Consider the following 15836-nt stretch of genomic DNA (forward strand, 5'->3'; position numbering starts at 1 on the left):
TATGCTTGCCATATATAAGAGCAATAGGGCATATCTCGACAAACCATTTGACCCATTGGCTACCCTCAGTTAATGTGCGCGTAATCCCAAGAAACGCCTAAAATTGAGTGCTGTGGTGACAAAAGTGACGAAAAAAACAGATTCTCCCTCGTTTGAGGAAACCTTGACCGAACTCGATGCCATTGTAAATGAGATGGAAAACGGTGAGTTGCCATTAAACGTTGCACTTGAAAAATTTGAGCGAGGCATTGCCCTTTCTCGTGAAGGCCAAAAATCGTTAGCGCAAGCCGAGCAAAAAGTTAAAATTTTGCTTAACGAGCAAGGCGAAAACGCATTACACCCTCTTCCTGAAGACGAGCAACCTTAAGACTCGTGTCGTAACAAACAGGTATAGTATGAATTTTACTGCATTGCATCAGCAGGTTAAGCAGCAAACTGATGCGTCGTTGAATACGCTCATTGATGATCTTCCTAGCGATGCACCGCGTCTAAAAGAAGCAATGCGTCATGCATTGTTAGTGGGCGGAAAACGCATGCGACCTTTACTGGTTCAAGTTATCGGCAATACCCTTGATGTGCCAAAAAGCGACCAAATGGCGATTAGTATGGCCATTGAGTGTGTTCACGCCTACTCGCTTGTGCACGATGACTTGCCAGCCATGGACGATGATGATTTACGTCGCGGACAGCCTACTTGTCATATTGCATTTGATGAAGCCACCGCAATATTAGCCGGTGACGCGTTGCAAGCCCTTGCTTTTAGCACATTGGCCGACATTCCTTTGAGTGACTTTGCGGCTAACAGGCGTGGAGAGTTGCTTTCTGTGTTAGCACGCGCCGCAGGCTATCGCGGCATGTGTGGCGGGCAAGCTATTGATTTAGCCAGTACTGGCGAAGAAATAAGCCTAGAACAGCTTAAACGGCTACATAATTTAAAAACTGGCGCCCTGCTTCGTGCCTGTGTTGAAATGGTATCTATTGTTTCTCAAGGGCTCGACGTTAACAGTAAAGCTGACTTATTAGCTTACGCCGATGACATTGGTCTTGCATTTCAAGTCCAAGATGACATTCTGGACGTAGAAGGAAATAGTGAGCAATTAGGAAAGCCCGCAGGCTCTGACATTGCTTTGGGCAAAAACACCTTTCCTGCCAAACTTGGCATTGAAGGAGCAAAACGAGAACTTGATAAGCTGCATCAGAATGCCCTTCAAGCCTTGGCTCGTTTGCCCTACAATACGGACAGTTTAATTGCGTTTAGCGAACTTTTGGTAAAACGAGACCATTAGTTTTGCAACCATGTTGAAAAAGATAATAAATAATGAGTTTAGACCTCCAACATTACCCCACGCTTGCTATTGCGCAAACGCCGGATAAGTTAAGACAATTACCGCAAGAGAAGTTGCGTGAATTATCAGATGAATTACGAGAATATTTACTAAATAGCGTAAGCCAAACCAGTGGACACTTTGCGTCTGGCTTAGGCACGGTAGAGCTTACCGTTGCGTTGCATTATATTTATAATACGCCTGTAGACAGATTAATTTGGGATGTGGGTCATCAAGCTTACCCCCATAAAATTCTGACGGGTCGTGCCACGCAAATGTCGACAATTCGACAAAAAGACGGTTTACACCCCTTTCCGTGGCCTCCTGAAAGCGACTATGACACCTTTGCTGTAGGGCACTCTTCCACGTCGATAAGTGCAGCCCTTGGTATGGCAGTTGCCGCTGAGCAAGAAGGTAAAAATCGTAAAGTGGTTGCCGTGATTGGTGATGGTGCGATTACCGCAGGTATGGCATTTGAAGCAATGAACCATGCTGGTGACATCAATAAAGATATGGTTGTGGTGTTAAACGACAACGAAATGTCTATCTCTGAAAACGTAGGTGCGCTTAATAGCCACCTAGCCCGTTTATTAACGGGTAATGTCTTCAACTCTATTCGCGATGGTTCTAAAAAGCTATTAAGTAATGTGCCACCTATCAAAGAGTTTGCTAGTCGCGCAGAAGAGCATCTTAAAGGCATGGTAGTACCGGGCACTATCTTTGAAGAGCTAGGCTTTAATTACATTGGCCCGATTGATGGCCATGATGTAGATGCCGTGGTAGACACTTTACGCAATATGCGTAAATTTAAAGGCCCACAACTGCTTCACGTGGTGACCAAAAAAGGTAAAGGTTACGCCCTTGCTGAAAAAGACCCGATTAAATTCCACGCAGTGCCTAAGTTTAATCCTGCCGATAATGCATTGCCTAAAGCGAAGCCATCTGCTCCTACTTTTTCAGCCATTTTTGGCGACTGGTTATGCGATATGGCCGCGCAAGATCCTAAATTGATGGCGGTTACTCCCGCTATGCGTGAAGGCTCTGGCATGGTGGCATTTTCACAGCAATATCCGGCGCAGTATTTTGATGTCGCTATTGCTGAACAGCATGCGGTTACCTTTGCAGCAGGCTTAGCCAAAGAAGGCTGTAATCCAGTCGTTGCTATTTACTCGACCTTTTTACAGCGTGCATACGATCAGCTTATTCACGATGTGGCGTTGCAAGACTTGCCTGTCTTATTTGCAATCGATCGTGCCGGTATCGTGGGTGCTGATGGCCCTACTCACCAAGGCGCGTTTGATATTGCCTTTTTGCGCTGTATACCAAATATGATTGTTATGGCACCGTCTGATGAAAATGAATGCAGACAAATGCTCTACACTGGACATAAAGCGCAAAAACCGGCAGCGGTACGTTATCCTCGAGGCTCTGGAATGGGTATTACTCCTGATAGTGCTATGACCGAGCTCCCCATTGGCAAATCGAAGATTAGCCGTGCAATGGAAGGCCAGCCTAGTAAGAAAATTGCTATTTTAAACTTTGGTACCCTGCTTCCTAATGCGTTAGCCGCTGCGGAAGCTATTGATGCCACCGTTATCGATATGCGCTTTGTAAAGCCTCTAGACGGCGAGGCGATTGAAAAAGCGGCTGCCGAGCACGATATATTAGTGACTTTGGAAGATGGCTGTATAGCGGGCGGTGCGGGCTCTGGTGTACTTGAGCACTTGCAACAACAGGGTATTATGAAACCGGTTCGTACTTTAGGCCTTCCAGACAGCTTTATTTTACAAGGTACGCAGCAAGAAATGTACAAAGAACATGGCTTAGATGCTGAAGGCATTACCGATACGGTTCGAGGTTTGTCTAGCTAATTAGTGAACAAATACAAAAAAGCCCGCATTAGCGGGCTTTCTAGTTTTTGTAGGTATTCGCAAGCAGCTTTTGCCTATGCAATTCCTAAAACAAAGTAGTAAATGCTGGCCACACTATCATCATGATATGTAAGCAAGCGCAGGCCATGGCACCCGCCACTAAGTCATCGAGCATAATACCTGTACCGCCGTGTAAGCGCTTATCGATAGGGCCTATCGGCCAAGGCTTTAGAATATCGAAAATACGAAACAACACGAATCCTGCTAGCATAGACGAAACTGTTATTGGCACAAATAAGAAGGTCACAAACATACCCGCCACTTCATCCCATACAATAGAACCGTGATCATGCACTTGCATATCATCAGCGGTTTTTCCGCACAGATAAATACCCAAAACTGAAGCGAAAATAGTGAAGGCGATAAACGCTATCACAGGCATGTTAGCCGACAACATAAGCAATGGTATTGCTGCTGCAGAACCAAAGGTTCCAGGCATTAAAGGGATAAGCCCACTACCAAAACCAAGTGCCAAAAAATGCACTGGGTTCTTCATGCTAATTCTAGCGCGATATTCTTTTTGCATAAAATGCTCTATTAGCTTCTAGAAAGTATGTTCGTAACCATTTTCATTGGATGGCGTAAACGGCTGGTTATCTTTTAACAAAGACAACTGACCCACCTGCCCAGTAAGTTGGCCAATACAGGTCGCTTTTACACTGCTACTGCCCAGTGAGGTTTCAAAGTTACCTCGCTGTTCTTCACCTACCGTAAAGATAAGCTCGTAATCGTCCCCTGCCGACAATGCATATTCAATAGCCTGCGCATTATCGACTGCGCTGGTTAACGCTCTTGATAATGGCAGCTTATCTACATGCACATTCGCACCGCAGCCAGAGGCTTTTAATATATGACCTAAGTCAGAAATTAACCCATCAGATACATCAATACATGATGAGGCAATACGACGAAGGGCGGTACCCACCGCAACCCGAGGTGTAGGATAATAATGACGATTAATCAGTACTTCTCGAGCTTCACCAGCCACTGTTAGCTTATTCTGTAGAATATCTAATCCCGCACCAGCATCACCTAATGTACCGGTAACGTAAACCCAATCACCGGGGTTTGCGTTACTGCGAGTTAGTTCAGAGCCCGGCGGAATAAACCCTTGGGCCGTAATGGTCATCGCCATTGGGCCTTTAACGGTATCGCCACCAATTAACTGTACGGAATAGTACTGCGTAAGCTCGTACAAACCATCTACGAACTCGCTCAGCCATTCATCATGTACCGCGGGCAACGAAAGCGATAAGCTAATCCAAGCGGGCTCAGCACCCATGGCGGCTAAATCACTTAAATTCACGGCTACAGTTTTATATGCGACTGACTTCGCCGGTGCATCTTCTAAAAAGTGTACACCTGCTACCAAGGTGTCTGTGGTAACGGCTAATTGTTGGTTATTAGGAACGTTAGTTACGGCACAATCATCACCAATACCAATAACCACGTCTTTACGAGTATGGCCGCCATCAGAGAAGTAGCGGCCGATAAGATCAAATTCTTTCACGTTAGTCTATTAAACCCTTTGTGACATCCATTGCCACTGGACAAGGTTAATCGCGTTCGTCTTTACGCAACGAGCGAACCGCTTTATCAAGCGCACCATTAATGAATTTATGACTTTCTTCGGCCCCAAAAGACTTCGCAAGTTCAATCGCTTCATTGATGATTACGCGATAAGGCACATCCTTACGCTCTGTAAGCTCCAGCGTCGCAATACGCAAAATCGCCTTTTCTATAGCATCTAGTTCTTCTGGCAAACGGCCCAAATACGGCTTAATAGTCGTATCTAAGTGGCTAGCGCTGTGCGCTACACCGCGAAGCAGTGCCTGAAAATAAGCCATATCAACTTTCTTCATATCGTTACTGGTCGCAAGCGACAGCTCGATTTGCTGAATATCGTTATGACTCATTTGCCATGAGTAGATGCCTTGTAGGGCAAGTTCACGGGCTTTACGACGAGCTGAAACTTTCACTTAATTTTATACCTTAAAGCTTTTCAACAGCATCGATAACGTTAACCATTTCAAGCGCACCAAGGGCTGCTTCAGCGCCTTTGTTGCCTGCTTTGGTTCCAGAACGCTCGATAGCCTGTTCAATAGAATCTGTAGTAATAACACCAAAAGATACCGGTACACCGTACTCTAGCGATACTTGCGCTAGGCCTTTGTTACATTCGCCTGCAACAAAGTCAAAATGAGGTGTGCCGCCACGAATTACTGCACCTAGTGCAATAATGGCGTCAAAAGATTTTTTCTCAGCAAGTTTCTTAGCAACAATAGGCAACTCATAAGCACCTGGAACACGAACCACTGTGATATCGTCTTCGTTCACTTCGCCGTGACGGTCTAGTGTGTCTAATGCGCCTTCCAATAAGCTCTCAACAACAAAGCTATTAAAGCGTGCAACAACGATAGCAATCTTCTTACCAGTCGCTCTGATATTACCTTCAACTACTTGCATGATTTCATTCCTCGAGAAAAACGGCGCGAAGTATACCACAACTACGCCCAAACTAAATCGATTGTTTTTGTTACTGGCTGACAAGTCCGTTAGACCGAATAACAAACGGCAAGGTGGGGATAGGGCTCCGTAAACACGCGGTAAATACTTCCCTGTACGCTCCGCCACCGCATCCATGCGGTGGAGGGTTTACTGCGCCCTTTCCCCACCTTTCCTATAAATTACTTACGTAAATTTCATTGGCTTGTGGTAATGACTTTTCGTTAACAGAGCCTTACCAAGAGCTTCTGATTTACCACTACTTAATCGTGTACGTATTCAACTACTTCTAGGCCATAGCCTGATAAGGCATGATACTTAATAGGTTTGCTTAGCAGACGCATTTTTTGAACGCCAATAGAGGCTAATATTTGGCTGCCCACACCAACAGTGCGTGATGAGCCCTGCCAATCAGCACCCGTTGGGCGCTCGCCTCTATCTTCTGCCGCAAAACGTCGAACTTGTTGCTCAATTTGCTCATCTTTACCCAGCAATACCAGAACACCGCCTTCGTCAGCAATTTTTTGCATACCTTCAGATAAGGTGAGCGAGCGATGAATACCACGGGTAGAGCCCAGCAAATCACTAAAGGTGTTATGCAAATGCACGCGAACCAATGTTGGGTTTTCAGCGGTCACTTCACCTTTTTTCAACGCAAAGTGTAGCTGGTTATCAATACTGTCTTTAAACGTATGAAGCTCGAAATCACCATACTCTGTAGGTAAGTTGCACTGAGCAACTTTTTCAATAGTGGTTTCGTTTAGGTTTCTGTACTCGATTAAATCGGCAATGGTGCCAATTTTAAGGTCGTGTTTCTCGGCGAATTTCTCAAGTTCCGGACGGCGAGCCATTGAACCGTCTTCATTTAAAATTTCAACGATAACGCCAGCTGGCTCTAATCCTGCTAGACGGGGTAAGTCGACACCCGCTTCGGTATGCCCTGCACGGTTTAATACACCGCCTTCTTTGGCGATAAGCGGAAATATATGTCCTGGCTGTACGATGTCGGTCGCCTTCGCTTCTTTAGCAACGGCAGCTTTAATGGTAACCGCGCGATCTGCTGCTGAAATACCGGTAGTTACACCAGTGGCCGCTTCAATCGATACGGTAAAGTTGGTAGAGAATTGCGCTTCGTTTTTATCCACCATTAACGGTAGATTAAGGCGTCTACAGCGTGCTTCGGTCATAGGTAGACAAACTAAACCTCTGGCATGCGTTACCATAAAGTTAATCGCTTCTGGCGTTACGTGCTCTGCTGCCATAATAAGATCGCCTTCGTTTTCGCGATCTTCATCATCCATCAAGATAACCATTTTACCCAGGCGAATGTCTTCAATAATTTCTTTCGAGGTGTTAAATGCCATAGTTTTTATACTTCTTGTAGGGTTACTTTCTCAAAAATCCGTTCTCAGCCAAAAACGCCATATCAATATCTTTCGATATAGGTGAAGCTGCTTTATCACCCATCATTAAGCGTTCAAGGTAACGTGCTATTACATCTACTTCTAAATTTACTGCGGTGCCCACTTCGTAATTTCCCATTACCGTTTCTTTTAACGTATGAGGAATTATCCATAGCATAAACTCGGCACCGTTAACTTCGTTTACGGTTAAACTTACGCCATCAACGGTGATACTGCCCTTATGCGCAATATACTTGGCTAAAGATGTAGGTGCTTTTACCCAAAATTCAACATAATCGGTGTGTTTTATAATTTTGCTAATCTCGCCCACACCGTCCACATGCCCTGAAACAATGTGTCCGCCCAATCTGTCGGTGGGTCGCATTGCCTTTTCAAGATTAACCGTAGAGCCTGTACCGTAGTGGGCAAAGCCAGTTAATTTTATAGTTTCAGCCGATACGTCCGCACAGTAATAATCGCTGCCCATATCGGTAACCGTTAGGCATACCCCGTTGGTAGCGATACTGTCACCAAGGGCAACATCGGCCATATCCAGTGTAGTTGATGAAACCGTTAACCGTATGTCACTACCACGGTTATCGAGTTTAGTAATCTTGCCTAAAGCTTGAATAATTCCAGTAAACATAATGTTCCTATAAGGCTATTGAGGGCTGTTGAGGCTGTAACGAAGCTTCATATCGTTACCTATTTGTCGACTTTCAATCAGCGACAATTCAATAGCTTGATTCAATTCAGTAAAAGTGGGTAAAGATACCATACTCACCCCTTTGTCTCCCAATAGCTTGGGTGCTTGGTAACAGATGAGTTCATCTACTTCGCCGGCCATTAGCAATGCCCCCGCTAAACCTGGCCCAGCTTCAACCCATACTTCATTAAATTGCATAGCGCCTAACTGCAGCATGAGTTTACTAATATCCACTTTGTCGTTTAAGGCATCAATAAGCAGGTGTTGGCGACTATCAGTATCGGCGTTATTTTGGGTAGATGCCACGAAGGTTGGATGACCATCGTTCATGCACGTATAGTCCCTTGAAAGATCATCGGCACTATTCACAATCACCCGTACTGGCTGGCGAATAGTCTCTAAGGGGTAATGGGTAAATTTAGCTTCGCCCGGCCTAACCAATAAGCTTGGATTATCGGCTTTGACGGTACCTGAACCGGTTAACACTGCGCAGCTTTGCGCACGATAATGCTGCACATCTCTTCTGGCTTCTGGCCCAGTTATCCATTGGCTGTTGCCATTTTGAAGTGCTATTTTGCCGTCAACACTGATGCCTAATTTCACTCGAACATAAGGCTTACCGGTCAACATGCGCTTAATAAAGCCGGGGTTTAATGCCGCGGATTCCGCAGACATGATATCGGACGACACCTCAATACCCGCGTCTTGTAGCATGCGGATACCGTTTCCACTCACGTTGGGATTAGGATCGGTCATGGCAATAACCACCCGCGAGACTTGTGCTTTTATCAGTGCTTCTGCGCAGGGGGGGGTTCGGCCATAATGGCTGCATGGCTCTAACGTTACGTAGGCTGTGGCGCCTTTTGCACTTTTCCCGGCTTCGCGAAGCGCGTGTATTTCAGCATGCGGCGTACCGGCTTGAATATGTACACCTTGGCCAATAGATTCATTGTGATTGTCAACAATGACACAGCCAACACGGGGATTAGGAGAAGTAGTATATTGGCCTTTTTGCGCCAGTCGAATGGCTTTGGCCATCCAATAATAATCAATTTCAACCGCCCTGTTAGGCAACTCACTGGTTGAACTACTACTGTGGCTTTTGCCTACGTCGGTGTTTGAGCCGCTATTTACATGCGCATGGGTAGTATTAATTGACACTGCATATCCCGTGGTTAATCTCCTAGCTTGGCTATTTCCTCACCAAACTCTCGGATATCTTCGAAGGAACGATACACAGAGGCAAACCGCACGTAAGCGACCTTATCCAGCTCTTTAAGTGCTTTCATAATAAGGTTGCCAAGCAGTTCACTTCCTACCTCTCGTTCGCCGGTAGCCCGAAGCTGTGATTTAAGCGATAAGATACACTGCTCAACTTTTTCTGTACTTACTGGGCGTTTTTCTAGTGCGCGTTGTAAGCCTGCACGAAGCTTATCTTCATTGAAGGGCTCTCGTGAACCATCACGTTTTATAACACGTGGCATCACAAGTTCTGCACTTTCAAAGGTAGTAAAACGCTCGTGACACATTGCGCATTCACGACGCCTGCGCACCTGATGCCCCTCTGCCACTAGGCGAGAGTCAATCACTTTTGTTTCTTGTGCTGAACAAAAGGGGCAAAACATGAGCTTTCCTTAACGTACTTTTTCACTCCAGCACCAACCTATTTCGTACTAGGCTAGCGCGGAGTCGATTTCTTATAGAGGTAGCTTACGCGTAAACAGGGAACTGTTCACAAAGGGCAACCACTTCACTCTTAACACGGTCGATAACGCTGTCGTCGCCCATGTTATCTAGCACATCACAAATCCACGTTGAGACTTGCTTCGCTTGTTCTTCTTTAAAACCACGACGAGTAATAGCTGGGCTACCGATACGCAGTCCGCTGGTAACAAACGGTGAGCGAGGATCGTTAGGAACCGAGTTCTTATTAACAGTAATGTTAGCAGAACCAAGGGCTGCATCAGCCTCTTTACCGGTAATATCTTTATCGATAAGGTCTAACAAGAACAAATGGTTTTCTGTACCATTTGATACAATTTTGTATCCACGTTCTTGCATAACTGCCACCATGGCTTTTGCGTTAGCAACAACCTGCGTTTGGTACTCTTTAAAGTCTGGCTGAAGTGCTTCTTTGAAGGCTACTGCTTTTGCTGCAATAACGTGACACAAAGGACCACCTTGGTTACCAGGGAATACTGAGCTTTGAAGCTTTTTATAAATCGCTTCGTCACCACAGGCAGACAAAATTAGTCCACTTCGTGGGCCCGCAAGGGTTTTATGTGTGGTTGTAGTCACTACGTGTGCGTGAGGCAGTGGATTAGGGTAAACACCCGCTGCAATCAAACCCGCCACGTGAGCCATATCAACCAACAAGAAAGCGCCAACACTATCAGCGATTTCACGGAATTTTGCCCAATCAACAACACCAGAGTATGCTGAAAAACCACCAATAATCATTTTTGGTTTATGTTCTTCCGCTAAGGCTGCAACTTGTGCATAGTCGATTTCGCCCGTTTCGTGGTTTAAACCATACTGAACTGCGTTGTAGGTTTTCCCCGAAAAGTTAACGTGAGAACCATGAGTAAGGTGACCACCTTCAGAAAGGCTCATACCTAGCACAGTGTCTCCAGCGTCAAGCAAAGCCATAAATACAGCTGAGTTTGCTTGTGAACCTGAGTGGGGCTGAACGTTTGCGTAATCTGCACCGAAAAGCTCTTTTGCACGGTCAATAGCCAGTTGCTCTACCACATCTACGTGTTCACAACCGCCGTAATAACGCTTACCTGGGTAACCTTCAGCGTACTTATTCGTAAGCTGCGAGCCCTGTGCTTCCATAACCCGTGGGCTACAGTAGTTTTCAGAGGCGATAAGTTCGATATGCTGTTCCTGACGGACAACCTCTTTAGCCATTGCATCGGCTAGTTCTGGATCAAAGTCAGCGATATTCATTTCGCGAGGTAACATGAGGGCTCCTTAACGGCGTTAATTGATGGCTTGTTCGTGGCATATTCTAGTCATTTTGCGTAGCTTGTATACCGCTTTATGACCAATTTAATTGAAATGGCGCAGGTTTAACGAATTCCCTGCGCTGTGTCGTGATCAGACCTGTTTTTCTAACGCCTTCACGCGATCGTATAAACTGCCAATTTTTTGCAGTCTTACGGTATTTCTCTTCCACTCTCTATTCGTAGAGGCAGGTTGACCAGAAGAATAAACCCCAGGCTCAGTAATATCTTGCACTATCATGGAATAACCGGTGACCTGCACTTTGTCGCAAATGGAAATATGACCGTTTACGCCAACGCCACCGCCGATAACAACGTACTTTCCAATGTGACAACTGCCTGCAATACCGGTTGCACCACAGATACAGGAATGGTCGCCGATAATGCAGTTATGCCCCACCTGCACTTGGTTATCAATAATCACATTTTTGCCTAGCACCGTGTCTTCCATGGCGCCGCGGTCTATAGTACTGCTTGCACCAATTTGACTGTCATCACCGATTTGAACGGAACCGGTTTGAGGAATAGGTATCCACACACCTTTGTCGTTCGCGTAGCCAAAACCCGCCGCCCCAATAACCGTTTGGCTGTGTATCGCTACGCGTTTTCCTATAACAACATCGTGGTAAATAGTAACGTTAGGGTGAATAACACAACCTTCCCCTATTTGTGTACCTCTACGGATAACCGTATTTGCACCAATAGTCACCCTCTCGCCTATCACCACATTATCTTCAATGATGACATTGTGACCTAAGGATACATCGCTACCGATATTAGCCGAAGAAGCAATCACAGCGGTTTCGGCAATACCACTTGCAACGACTGGCGTGGTGTCGAAAAGCTGTGCGATGCGTGCGAATGCTGCGTGAGGGTTGTCTACCACAAGCGCGGGGCACGGTGCCGTGTCTTTTAAGCTGCTGTGAAGAATAACCGCACCGGCAGAGGTATCGGTCAGCTGTGACTTGTATTTAGGATTAGTAAGAAACGAGATTTGATGGCTGGCAGCACCTGCCAATGTACCTACTGCAGAGATAACGACACTGCCGTCGCCCTCCACGATGCCACCTACATGGCTGGCAAGTTCTGATAGGCTGTAGGGGCGTTTATTCATTGCAGTCATACCGTGGATACCTGTTTTATCGTTAAAGCGTATGCTAGTGAAGTTTACCTTAATTCTAAAAGGTGACCGACGTATTATTCATACTTTTCGACTTCTTTTTACCTTATTTGAACAAAATACCATCAAGCACAAGGTTCAATGGCGCTTCACACTGGCACAGACTATCCTGTTACGAGTACAATGATGCTTTATTTTCTGGCAAGGACACAGCATGGCTCAATACGTTTACAGTATGCATCGCGTGGGGAAAATTGTTCCACCGAACCGTCAAATTCTTAAAAATATTTCACTTAGCTTTTTTCCAGGTGCCAAAATTGGCGTATTGGGTTTAAACGGGTCAGGTAAATCTACGCTGCTTCGAATTATGGCTGGGCTAGATACTGAAATAGAAGGTGAAGCACGTCCACAACCTGGACTTAAAATTGGCTACCTTCCTCAAGAGCCTCAACTAGACGAGTCGAAAGATGTTCGAGGGAACGTGGAAGAAGCATTAGCTGACGTAAAACACGCCCTCACCCGCTTGGATGAAGTATATGCAGCCTACGCAGAAGCCGATGCCGACTTCGACGCCCTTGCAAAAGAACAAGGTGAACTTGAAGCCATCATTCAATCTAAAGATGGTCACAATTTAGAGAATACGTTAAACCGTGCTGCTGAAGCCCTTCGTCTTCCAGCATGGGATGCAGACGTTAGTAAATTATCAGGTGGTGAGCGCCGCCGTGTTGCTTTGTGTCGTCTGTTACTCGAAAAACCAGAAATGCTACTGCTTGACGAACCGACCAACCATTTAGATGCTGAATCGGTTGCTTGGTTAGAGCGATTCCTTCACGACTATGAAGGCACCGTTGTGGCCATTACCCATGATAGGTACTTCTTAGATAACGTTGCAGGCTGGATATTGGAACTTGACCGTGGTGAAGGTATTCCATGGGAAGGTAACTATTCTTCTTGGTTGGAACAAAAAGACCAGCGTTTACAGCAAGAAGAGCGTAGCGAAAATGCACGCCAGAAGAGTATTAGACAAGAACTTGAATGGGTACGTTCTAACCCGAAAGGTCGCCACGCGAAAAGCAAAGCACGTATGGCCCGTTTCGAAGAGATGTCTACTGGCGATTACCAAAAGCGTAATGAAACGAACGAACTCTTTATTCCGCCAGGTGAGCGTTTAGGCGATAAGGTTATTGAGGTAGAGAACCTTAAAAAGTCTTACGGTGAACGTGTATTAATTGATGACTTGTCATTCAAAGTACCTAAGGGTGCAATTGTAGGTATTGTAGGGCCAAACGGCGCGGGTAAATCTACCCTATTTAGAATGCTTACCGGTGCAGAGCAACCTGATTCAGGCGATATTAGCTTGGGTGAATCGGTAAAAATTGCCAGCGTTGAGCAGTTCCGCGACCATATGAATGAAAACACTACGGTGTTTAAAGAGATATCAGAAGAACAAGATATTATTCGTATTGGTAACTTCGAAATTAACAGCCGCGCGTATTGCAGCCGTTTCAATTTTAAAGGTAACGATCAGCAAAAATTCATTAAAGACTTATCGGGCGGTGAGCGAAATCGTGTGCATTTGGCCAAGCTGCTAAAAGCTGGCGGTAACGTGCTGTTACTCGATGAACCAACCAATGACTTGGATGTCGAAACCTTACGAGCACTAGAAAACGCCTTACTTGAATTCCCGGGCTGCGCCATGGTTATTTCCCATGACAGATGGTTCCTAGATAGAGTGGCAACCCATATCATGGATTATCGCGATGAGGGCAATATTAATTTCTTTGAGGGTAACTACTCTGATTACGAAACCTGGCTTAAAGCTGAATTCGGTCAAGATGCGGTTGAGCCTCACAGACTTAAATACAAACGAATGACCAAGTAGCCTCTAAAAAACGCACTGTGTTTTTTAATGTAAATCGGGCTCTTATGAGCCCGTTTTTTATGTCATATTGAATTGGCTAGCACAACGGCACGTTTGCGAGTTGCCATGCGTATCAACATCGCTAATACTGAATGAATCAACATTTTTTAGTTTGAGGAAGTTATGTCAGACAAACGCTTATTTACCCGAATTCCATTGGACGTAAAAGGTACGCTTGCCCATCATGATAAGCGCATAGCGGTTATCGTTAACGATGTATCACTCCAAGGGGTAAAATTGAGCGCACAAGAAGATGCCCTTAATGAATTACCCTTCGACAGTCATGAGCCTTACACGGCCACATTTAGAGCAAATCAAGACAGCCCTGTTATTACGCTACATATTGAACAGCTTTATCGTCAGAATGACAGCAGAAAAGACACCGTCTCTTTGGGCTGTAAAGTTTCTCAAATGGATGTAGACAGCATAAGCGCACTCAGGCGCTTAATACTGCTAAATAGCCAAGACGCTGACTTAAACGAGAAGGAATTAAACGCATTGATTGAAGCAGTCTATTCTAATGCGTCTAACGCATCGCTAAGTTGAGCCACAGGAATAACCTTCATTCCATTTATCGCCTGTTTAGGTGCATTGGCTTTGGGTACAATCGCGCGTTTAAAGCCATGTTTAGCGGCTTCAATAATGCGCTCAGTACCATTGGGAACTGGCCTTATCTCTCCAGCTAAGCCTACTTCACCAAATACAATTAGGTCTTTAGGCAAAGCTCGATTTCGAAAGCTCGATACCATCGCTAGCAGCAACGCTAAATCTGCACTGGTTTCACTCACCTTCACACCACCTACCACATTCACAAATACATCTTGGTCATTCATTTGCACATTACCGTGACGATGCAATACCGCTAACAACATCGATAAACGGTTTTGATCAAGCCCCACAGCAATTCGCCTTGGGTTAGACATTTGTGAGTAGTCCACCAACGCCTGAATTTCTACCAATAGCGGTCGAGTGCCTTCCCAAATCACCATGACACTTGATCCAGGGGTTTCATTTTCACCACGACTTAGGAAAATAGCCGAGGGATTGTTCACCTCTTTTAGCCCTTTTTCAGTCATCGCAAAAACACCTAACTCGTTAACGGCTCCGAAACGGTTTTTATGGCTACGCAGCGTACGGTAACGGCCATCGCTCTCACCTTCTAGCATCATTGAACTGTCAATACAGTGTTCTAGCACTTTCGGGCCGGCTAAGTTACCGTCTTTGGTTACATGTCCTACAAGAAACATTGAGATGTGATGTTGTTTGGCAAAGCGTGTTAAATAAGCGGCACTTTCCCTTACTTGAGATACACTGCCTGGGGCTGACTGCACATCAGCCACATGCATGACTTGAATAGAGTCGATAACCATGATTTTTGGTTTTTTTGTTAGCGCTAAATCACAGATAGTTTCGACGCTCGTTTCAGCCAACATCATTAGCTTATCATCAGGTAAGTTTAAGCGCTTGGCACGCATCGCTACTTGCTGAAGCGATTCTTCCCCCGTCACGTATAAAGCGGTTTCAGTTTGTGCCATTTGGCACATTACCTGAAGTAACAAAGTACTTTTACCGGCCCCCGGAGAGCCGCCAATTAACATAGCTGCTCCAGGTACAATACCGCCACCTAATACTCGGTCTAGTTCTTTAAAACCCGCACTAAACCTTGGTAACGATTCCAAATCGATAGCGTTAAGCATTTCGATTTTGGCAGTAGTTTGCCCCGCGTACCCTGACAACGTTGGTTTTGAATTGGCTTTGGCGCTACTTACTACAAACTCACTAATGGTGTTCCATGCTTTACATTCTGAACACTGTCCTTGCCAGCGTGGAAACTCAGCCCCACAGTCTGAGCACACATAAGCCGTTTTTCGTTTTGCCATATTCCAGTTTTATCCCAGCGTGAAAAAGAGTATTCTA

16 protein-coding genes are annotated in these 15836 nt (G+C 45.4%); 5 read left to right on the forward strand and 11 right to left on the reverse strand.

Annotation, left to right across the window (positions count from 1 at the left end; all coding sequences use genetic code 11):
• The first annotated feature begins 124 nt into the window (after nt 1-124).
• The 3 genes from xseB to dxs are packed head-to-tail and all read left to right on the forward strand — an operon-like array spanning nt 125 to nt 3196.
• Nucleotides 125-367, forward strand: coding sequence for an exodeoxyribonuclease VII small subunit (gene xseB / locus Q4561_RS03750; RefSeq protein ID WP_303457698.1), 243 nt, complete (start codon nt 125-127; stop codon nt 365-367).
• A gap of 28 nt (nt 368-395) precedes the next feature.
• Nucleotides 396-1286 (forward strand): farnesyl diphosphate synthase, encoded by an 891-nt coding sequence (locus tag Q4561_RS03755; RefSeq protein WP_303457700.1) that lies wholly within the window; start codon nt 396-398, stop codon nt 1284-1286.
• A gap of 32 nt (nt 1287-1318) precedes the next feature.
• Nucleotides 1319-3196, forward strand: a complete 1878-nt coding sequence (gene dxs, locus Q4561_RS03760; protein WP_303457701.1) for a 1-deoxy-D-xylulose-5-phosphate synthase — start codon at nt 1319-1321, stop codon at nt 3194-3196.
• A gap of 85 nt (nt 3197-3281) precedes the next feature.
• Here dxs and Q4561_RS03765 read toward each other — a convergent pair whose 3' ends face one another.
• The 10 genes from Q4561_RS03765 to lpxD form a co-directional block, all read right to left on the reverse strand.
• Nucleotides 3282-3782, reverse strand: coding sequence for a phosphatidylglycerophosphatase A (locus Q4561_RS03765; RefSeq protein WP_303457703.1), 501 nt, complete (start codon nt 3780-3782; stop codon nt 3282-3284).
• 18 nt (nt 3783-3800) lie between these two features.
• A complete protein-coding gene (gene thiL, locus Q4561_RS03770; RefSeq protein ID WP_303457704.1) occupies nt 3801-4766 on the reverse strand; it encodes a thiamine-phosphate kinase in 966 nt (321 codons plus the stop codon).
• 46 nt (nt 4767-4812) lie between these two features.
• Complete coding sequence (nusB, locus tag Q4561_RS03775) at nt 4813-5235, reverse strand: transcription antitermination factor NusB (RefSeq protein ID WP_303457705.1); 423 nt, start codon at nt 5233-5235, stop codon at nt 4813-4815.
• Between the two features lie 13 nt (nt 5236-5248).
• Nucleotides 5249-5722: a 6,7-dimethyl-8-ribityllumazine synthase gene (gene ribE / locus Q4561_RS03780; protein WP_013783365.1), complete on the reverse strand. Its 474-nt coding sequence runs from the start codon at nt 5720-5722 to the stop codon at nt 5249-5251.
• 302 nt (nt 5723-6024) lie between these two features.
• Nucleotides 6025-7125, reverse strand: coding sequence for a bifunctional 3,4-dihydroxy-2-butanone-4-phosphate synthase/GTP cyclohydrolase II (gene ribBA / locus Q4561_RS03785; protein ID WP_303457706.1), 1101 nt, complete (start codon nt 7123-7125; stop codon nt 6025-6027).
• 22 nt (nt 7126-7147) lie between these two features.
• Entirely contained in the window at nt 7148-7810 is a 663-nt protein-coding gene (locus Q4561_RS03790) for a riboflavin synthase (protein ID WP_211070623.1), read from the reverse strand.
• Between the two features lie 15 nt (nt 7811-7825).
• Nucleotides 7826-8944, reverse strand: coding sequence for a bifunctional diaminohydroxyphosphoribosylaminopyrimidine deaminase/5-amino-6-(5-phosphoribosylamino)uracil reductase RibD (ribD, locus tag Q4561_RS03795; protein ID WP_303458114.1), 1119 nt, complete (start codon nt 8942-8944; stop codon nt 7826-7828).
• A 101-nt stretch (nt 8945-9045) separates the two neighbouring features.
• Nucleotides 9046-9495, reverse strand: coding sequence for a transcriptional regulator NrdR (gene nrdR / locus Q4561_RS03800; RefSeq protein WP_303457707.1), 450 nt, complete (start codon nt 9493-9495; stop codon nt 9046-9048).
• Between the two features lie 85 nt (nt 9496-9580).
• Nucleotides 9581-10837, reverse strand: a complete 1257-nt coding sequence (gene glyA, locus Q4561_RS03805) for a serine hydroxymethyltransferase (RefSeq protein ID WP_303457709.1) — start codon at nt 10835-10837, stop codon at nt 9581-9583.
• A gap of 135 nt (nt 10838-10972) precedes the next feature.
• Entirely contained in the window at nt 10973-11992 is a 1020-nt protein-coding gene (gene lpxD, locus Q4561_RS03810; protein ID WP_303458115.1) for a UDP-3-O-(3-hydroxymyristoyl)glucosamine N-acyltransferase, read from the reverse strand.
• A gap of 220 nt (nt 11993-12212) precedes the next feature.
• On the opposite strand from lpxD, the gene ettA reads away from it, so the two are divergent.
• Entirely contained in the window at nt 12213-13880 is a 1668-nt protein-coding gene (ettA, locus tag Q4561_RS03815; RefSeq protein ID WP_303457710.1) for an energy-dependent translational throttle protein EttA, read from the forward strand.
• A gap of 162 nt (nt 13881-14042) precedes the next feature.
• A complete protein-coding gene (locus Q4561_RS03820; RefSeq protein WP_303457711.1) occupies nt 14043-14465 on the forward strand; it encodes a PilZ domain-containing protein in 423 nt (140 codons plus the stop codon).
• On the opposite strand, the gene radA is transcribed toward Q4561_RS03820, so the two are convergent.
• Nucleotides 14432-15799, reverse strand: coding sequence for a DNA repair protein RadA (gene radA / locus Q4561_RS03825; protein ID WP_303457712.1), 1368 nt, complete (start codon nt 15797-15799; stop codon nt 14432-14434). The genes Q4561_RS03820 and radA overlap by 34 nt on opposite strands.
• Between the last annotated feature and the right edge of the window lie 37 nt (nt 15800-15836).

The sequence above is a fragment of the Alteromonas sp. 1_MG-2023 genome, assembly GCF_030547075.1.
Classification (GTDB): domain Bacteria; phylum Pseudomonadota; class Gammaproteobacteria; order Enterobacterales; family Alteromonadaceae; genus Alteromonas.

What these genes read in the sequence shown, in the direction of transcription:
- Q4561_RS03820 (WP_303457711.1), top strand. Translation starts at nt 14,043, where the DNA reads ATGTCAGACAAACGCTTATTTACCCGAATTCCATTGGACGTAAAAGGT.
- glyA (WP_303457709.1), bottom strand. Translation starts at nt 10,837, where the DNA reads ATGTTACCTCGCGAAATGAATATCGCTGACTTTGATCCAGAACTAGCC.
- Q4561_RS03790 (WP_211070623.1), bottom strand. Translation starts at nt 7,810, where the DNA reads ATGTTTACTGGAATTATTCAAGCTTTAGGCAAGATTACTAAACTCGAT.
- ribBA (WP_303457706.1), bottom strand. Translation starts at nt 7,125, where the DNA reads ATGGCATTTAACACCTCGAAAGAAATTATTGAAGACATTCGCCTGGGT.
- Q4561_RS03765 (WP_303457703.1), bottom strand. Translation starts at nt 3,782, where the DNA reads ATGCAAAAAGAATATCGCGCTAGAATTAGCATGAAGAACCCAGTGCAT.
- lpxD (WP_303458115.1), bottom strand. Translation starts at nt 11,992, where the DNA reads ATGAATAAACGCCCCTACAGCCTATCAGAACTTGCCAGCCATGTAGGT.
- Q4561_RS03755 (WP_303457700.1), top strand. Translation starts at nt 396, where the DNA reads ATGAATTTTACTGCATTGCATCAGCAGGTTAAGCAGCAAACTGATGCG.
- dxs (WP_303457701.1), top strand. Translation starts at nt 1,319, where the DNA reads ATGAGTTTAGACCTCCAACATTACCCCACGCTTGCTATTGCGCAAACG.
- ribE (WP_013783365.1), bottom strand. Translation starts at nt 5,722, where the DNA reads ATGCAAGTAGTTGAAGGTAATATCAGAGCGACTGGTAAGAAGATTGCT.
- ettA (WP_303457710.1), top strand. Translation starts at nt 12,213, where the DNA reads ATGGCTCAATACGTTTACAGTATGCATCGCGTGGGGAAAATTGTTCCA.
- nrdR (WP_303457707.1), bottom strand. Translation starts at nt 9,495, where the DNA reads ATGTTTTGCCCCTTTTGTTCAGCACAAGAAACAAAAGTGATTGACTCT.
- radA (WP_303457712.1), bottom strand. Translation starts at nt 15,799, where the DNA reads ATGGCAAAACGAAAAACGGCTTATGTGTGCTCAGACTGTGGGGCTGAG.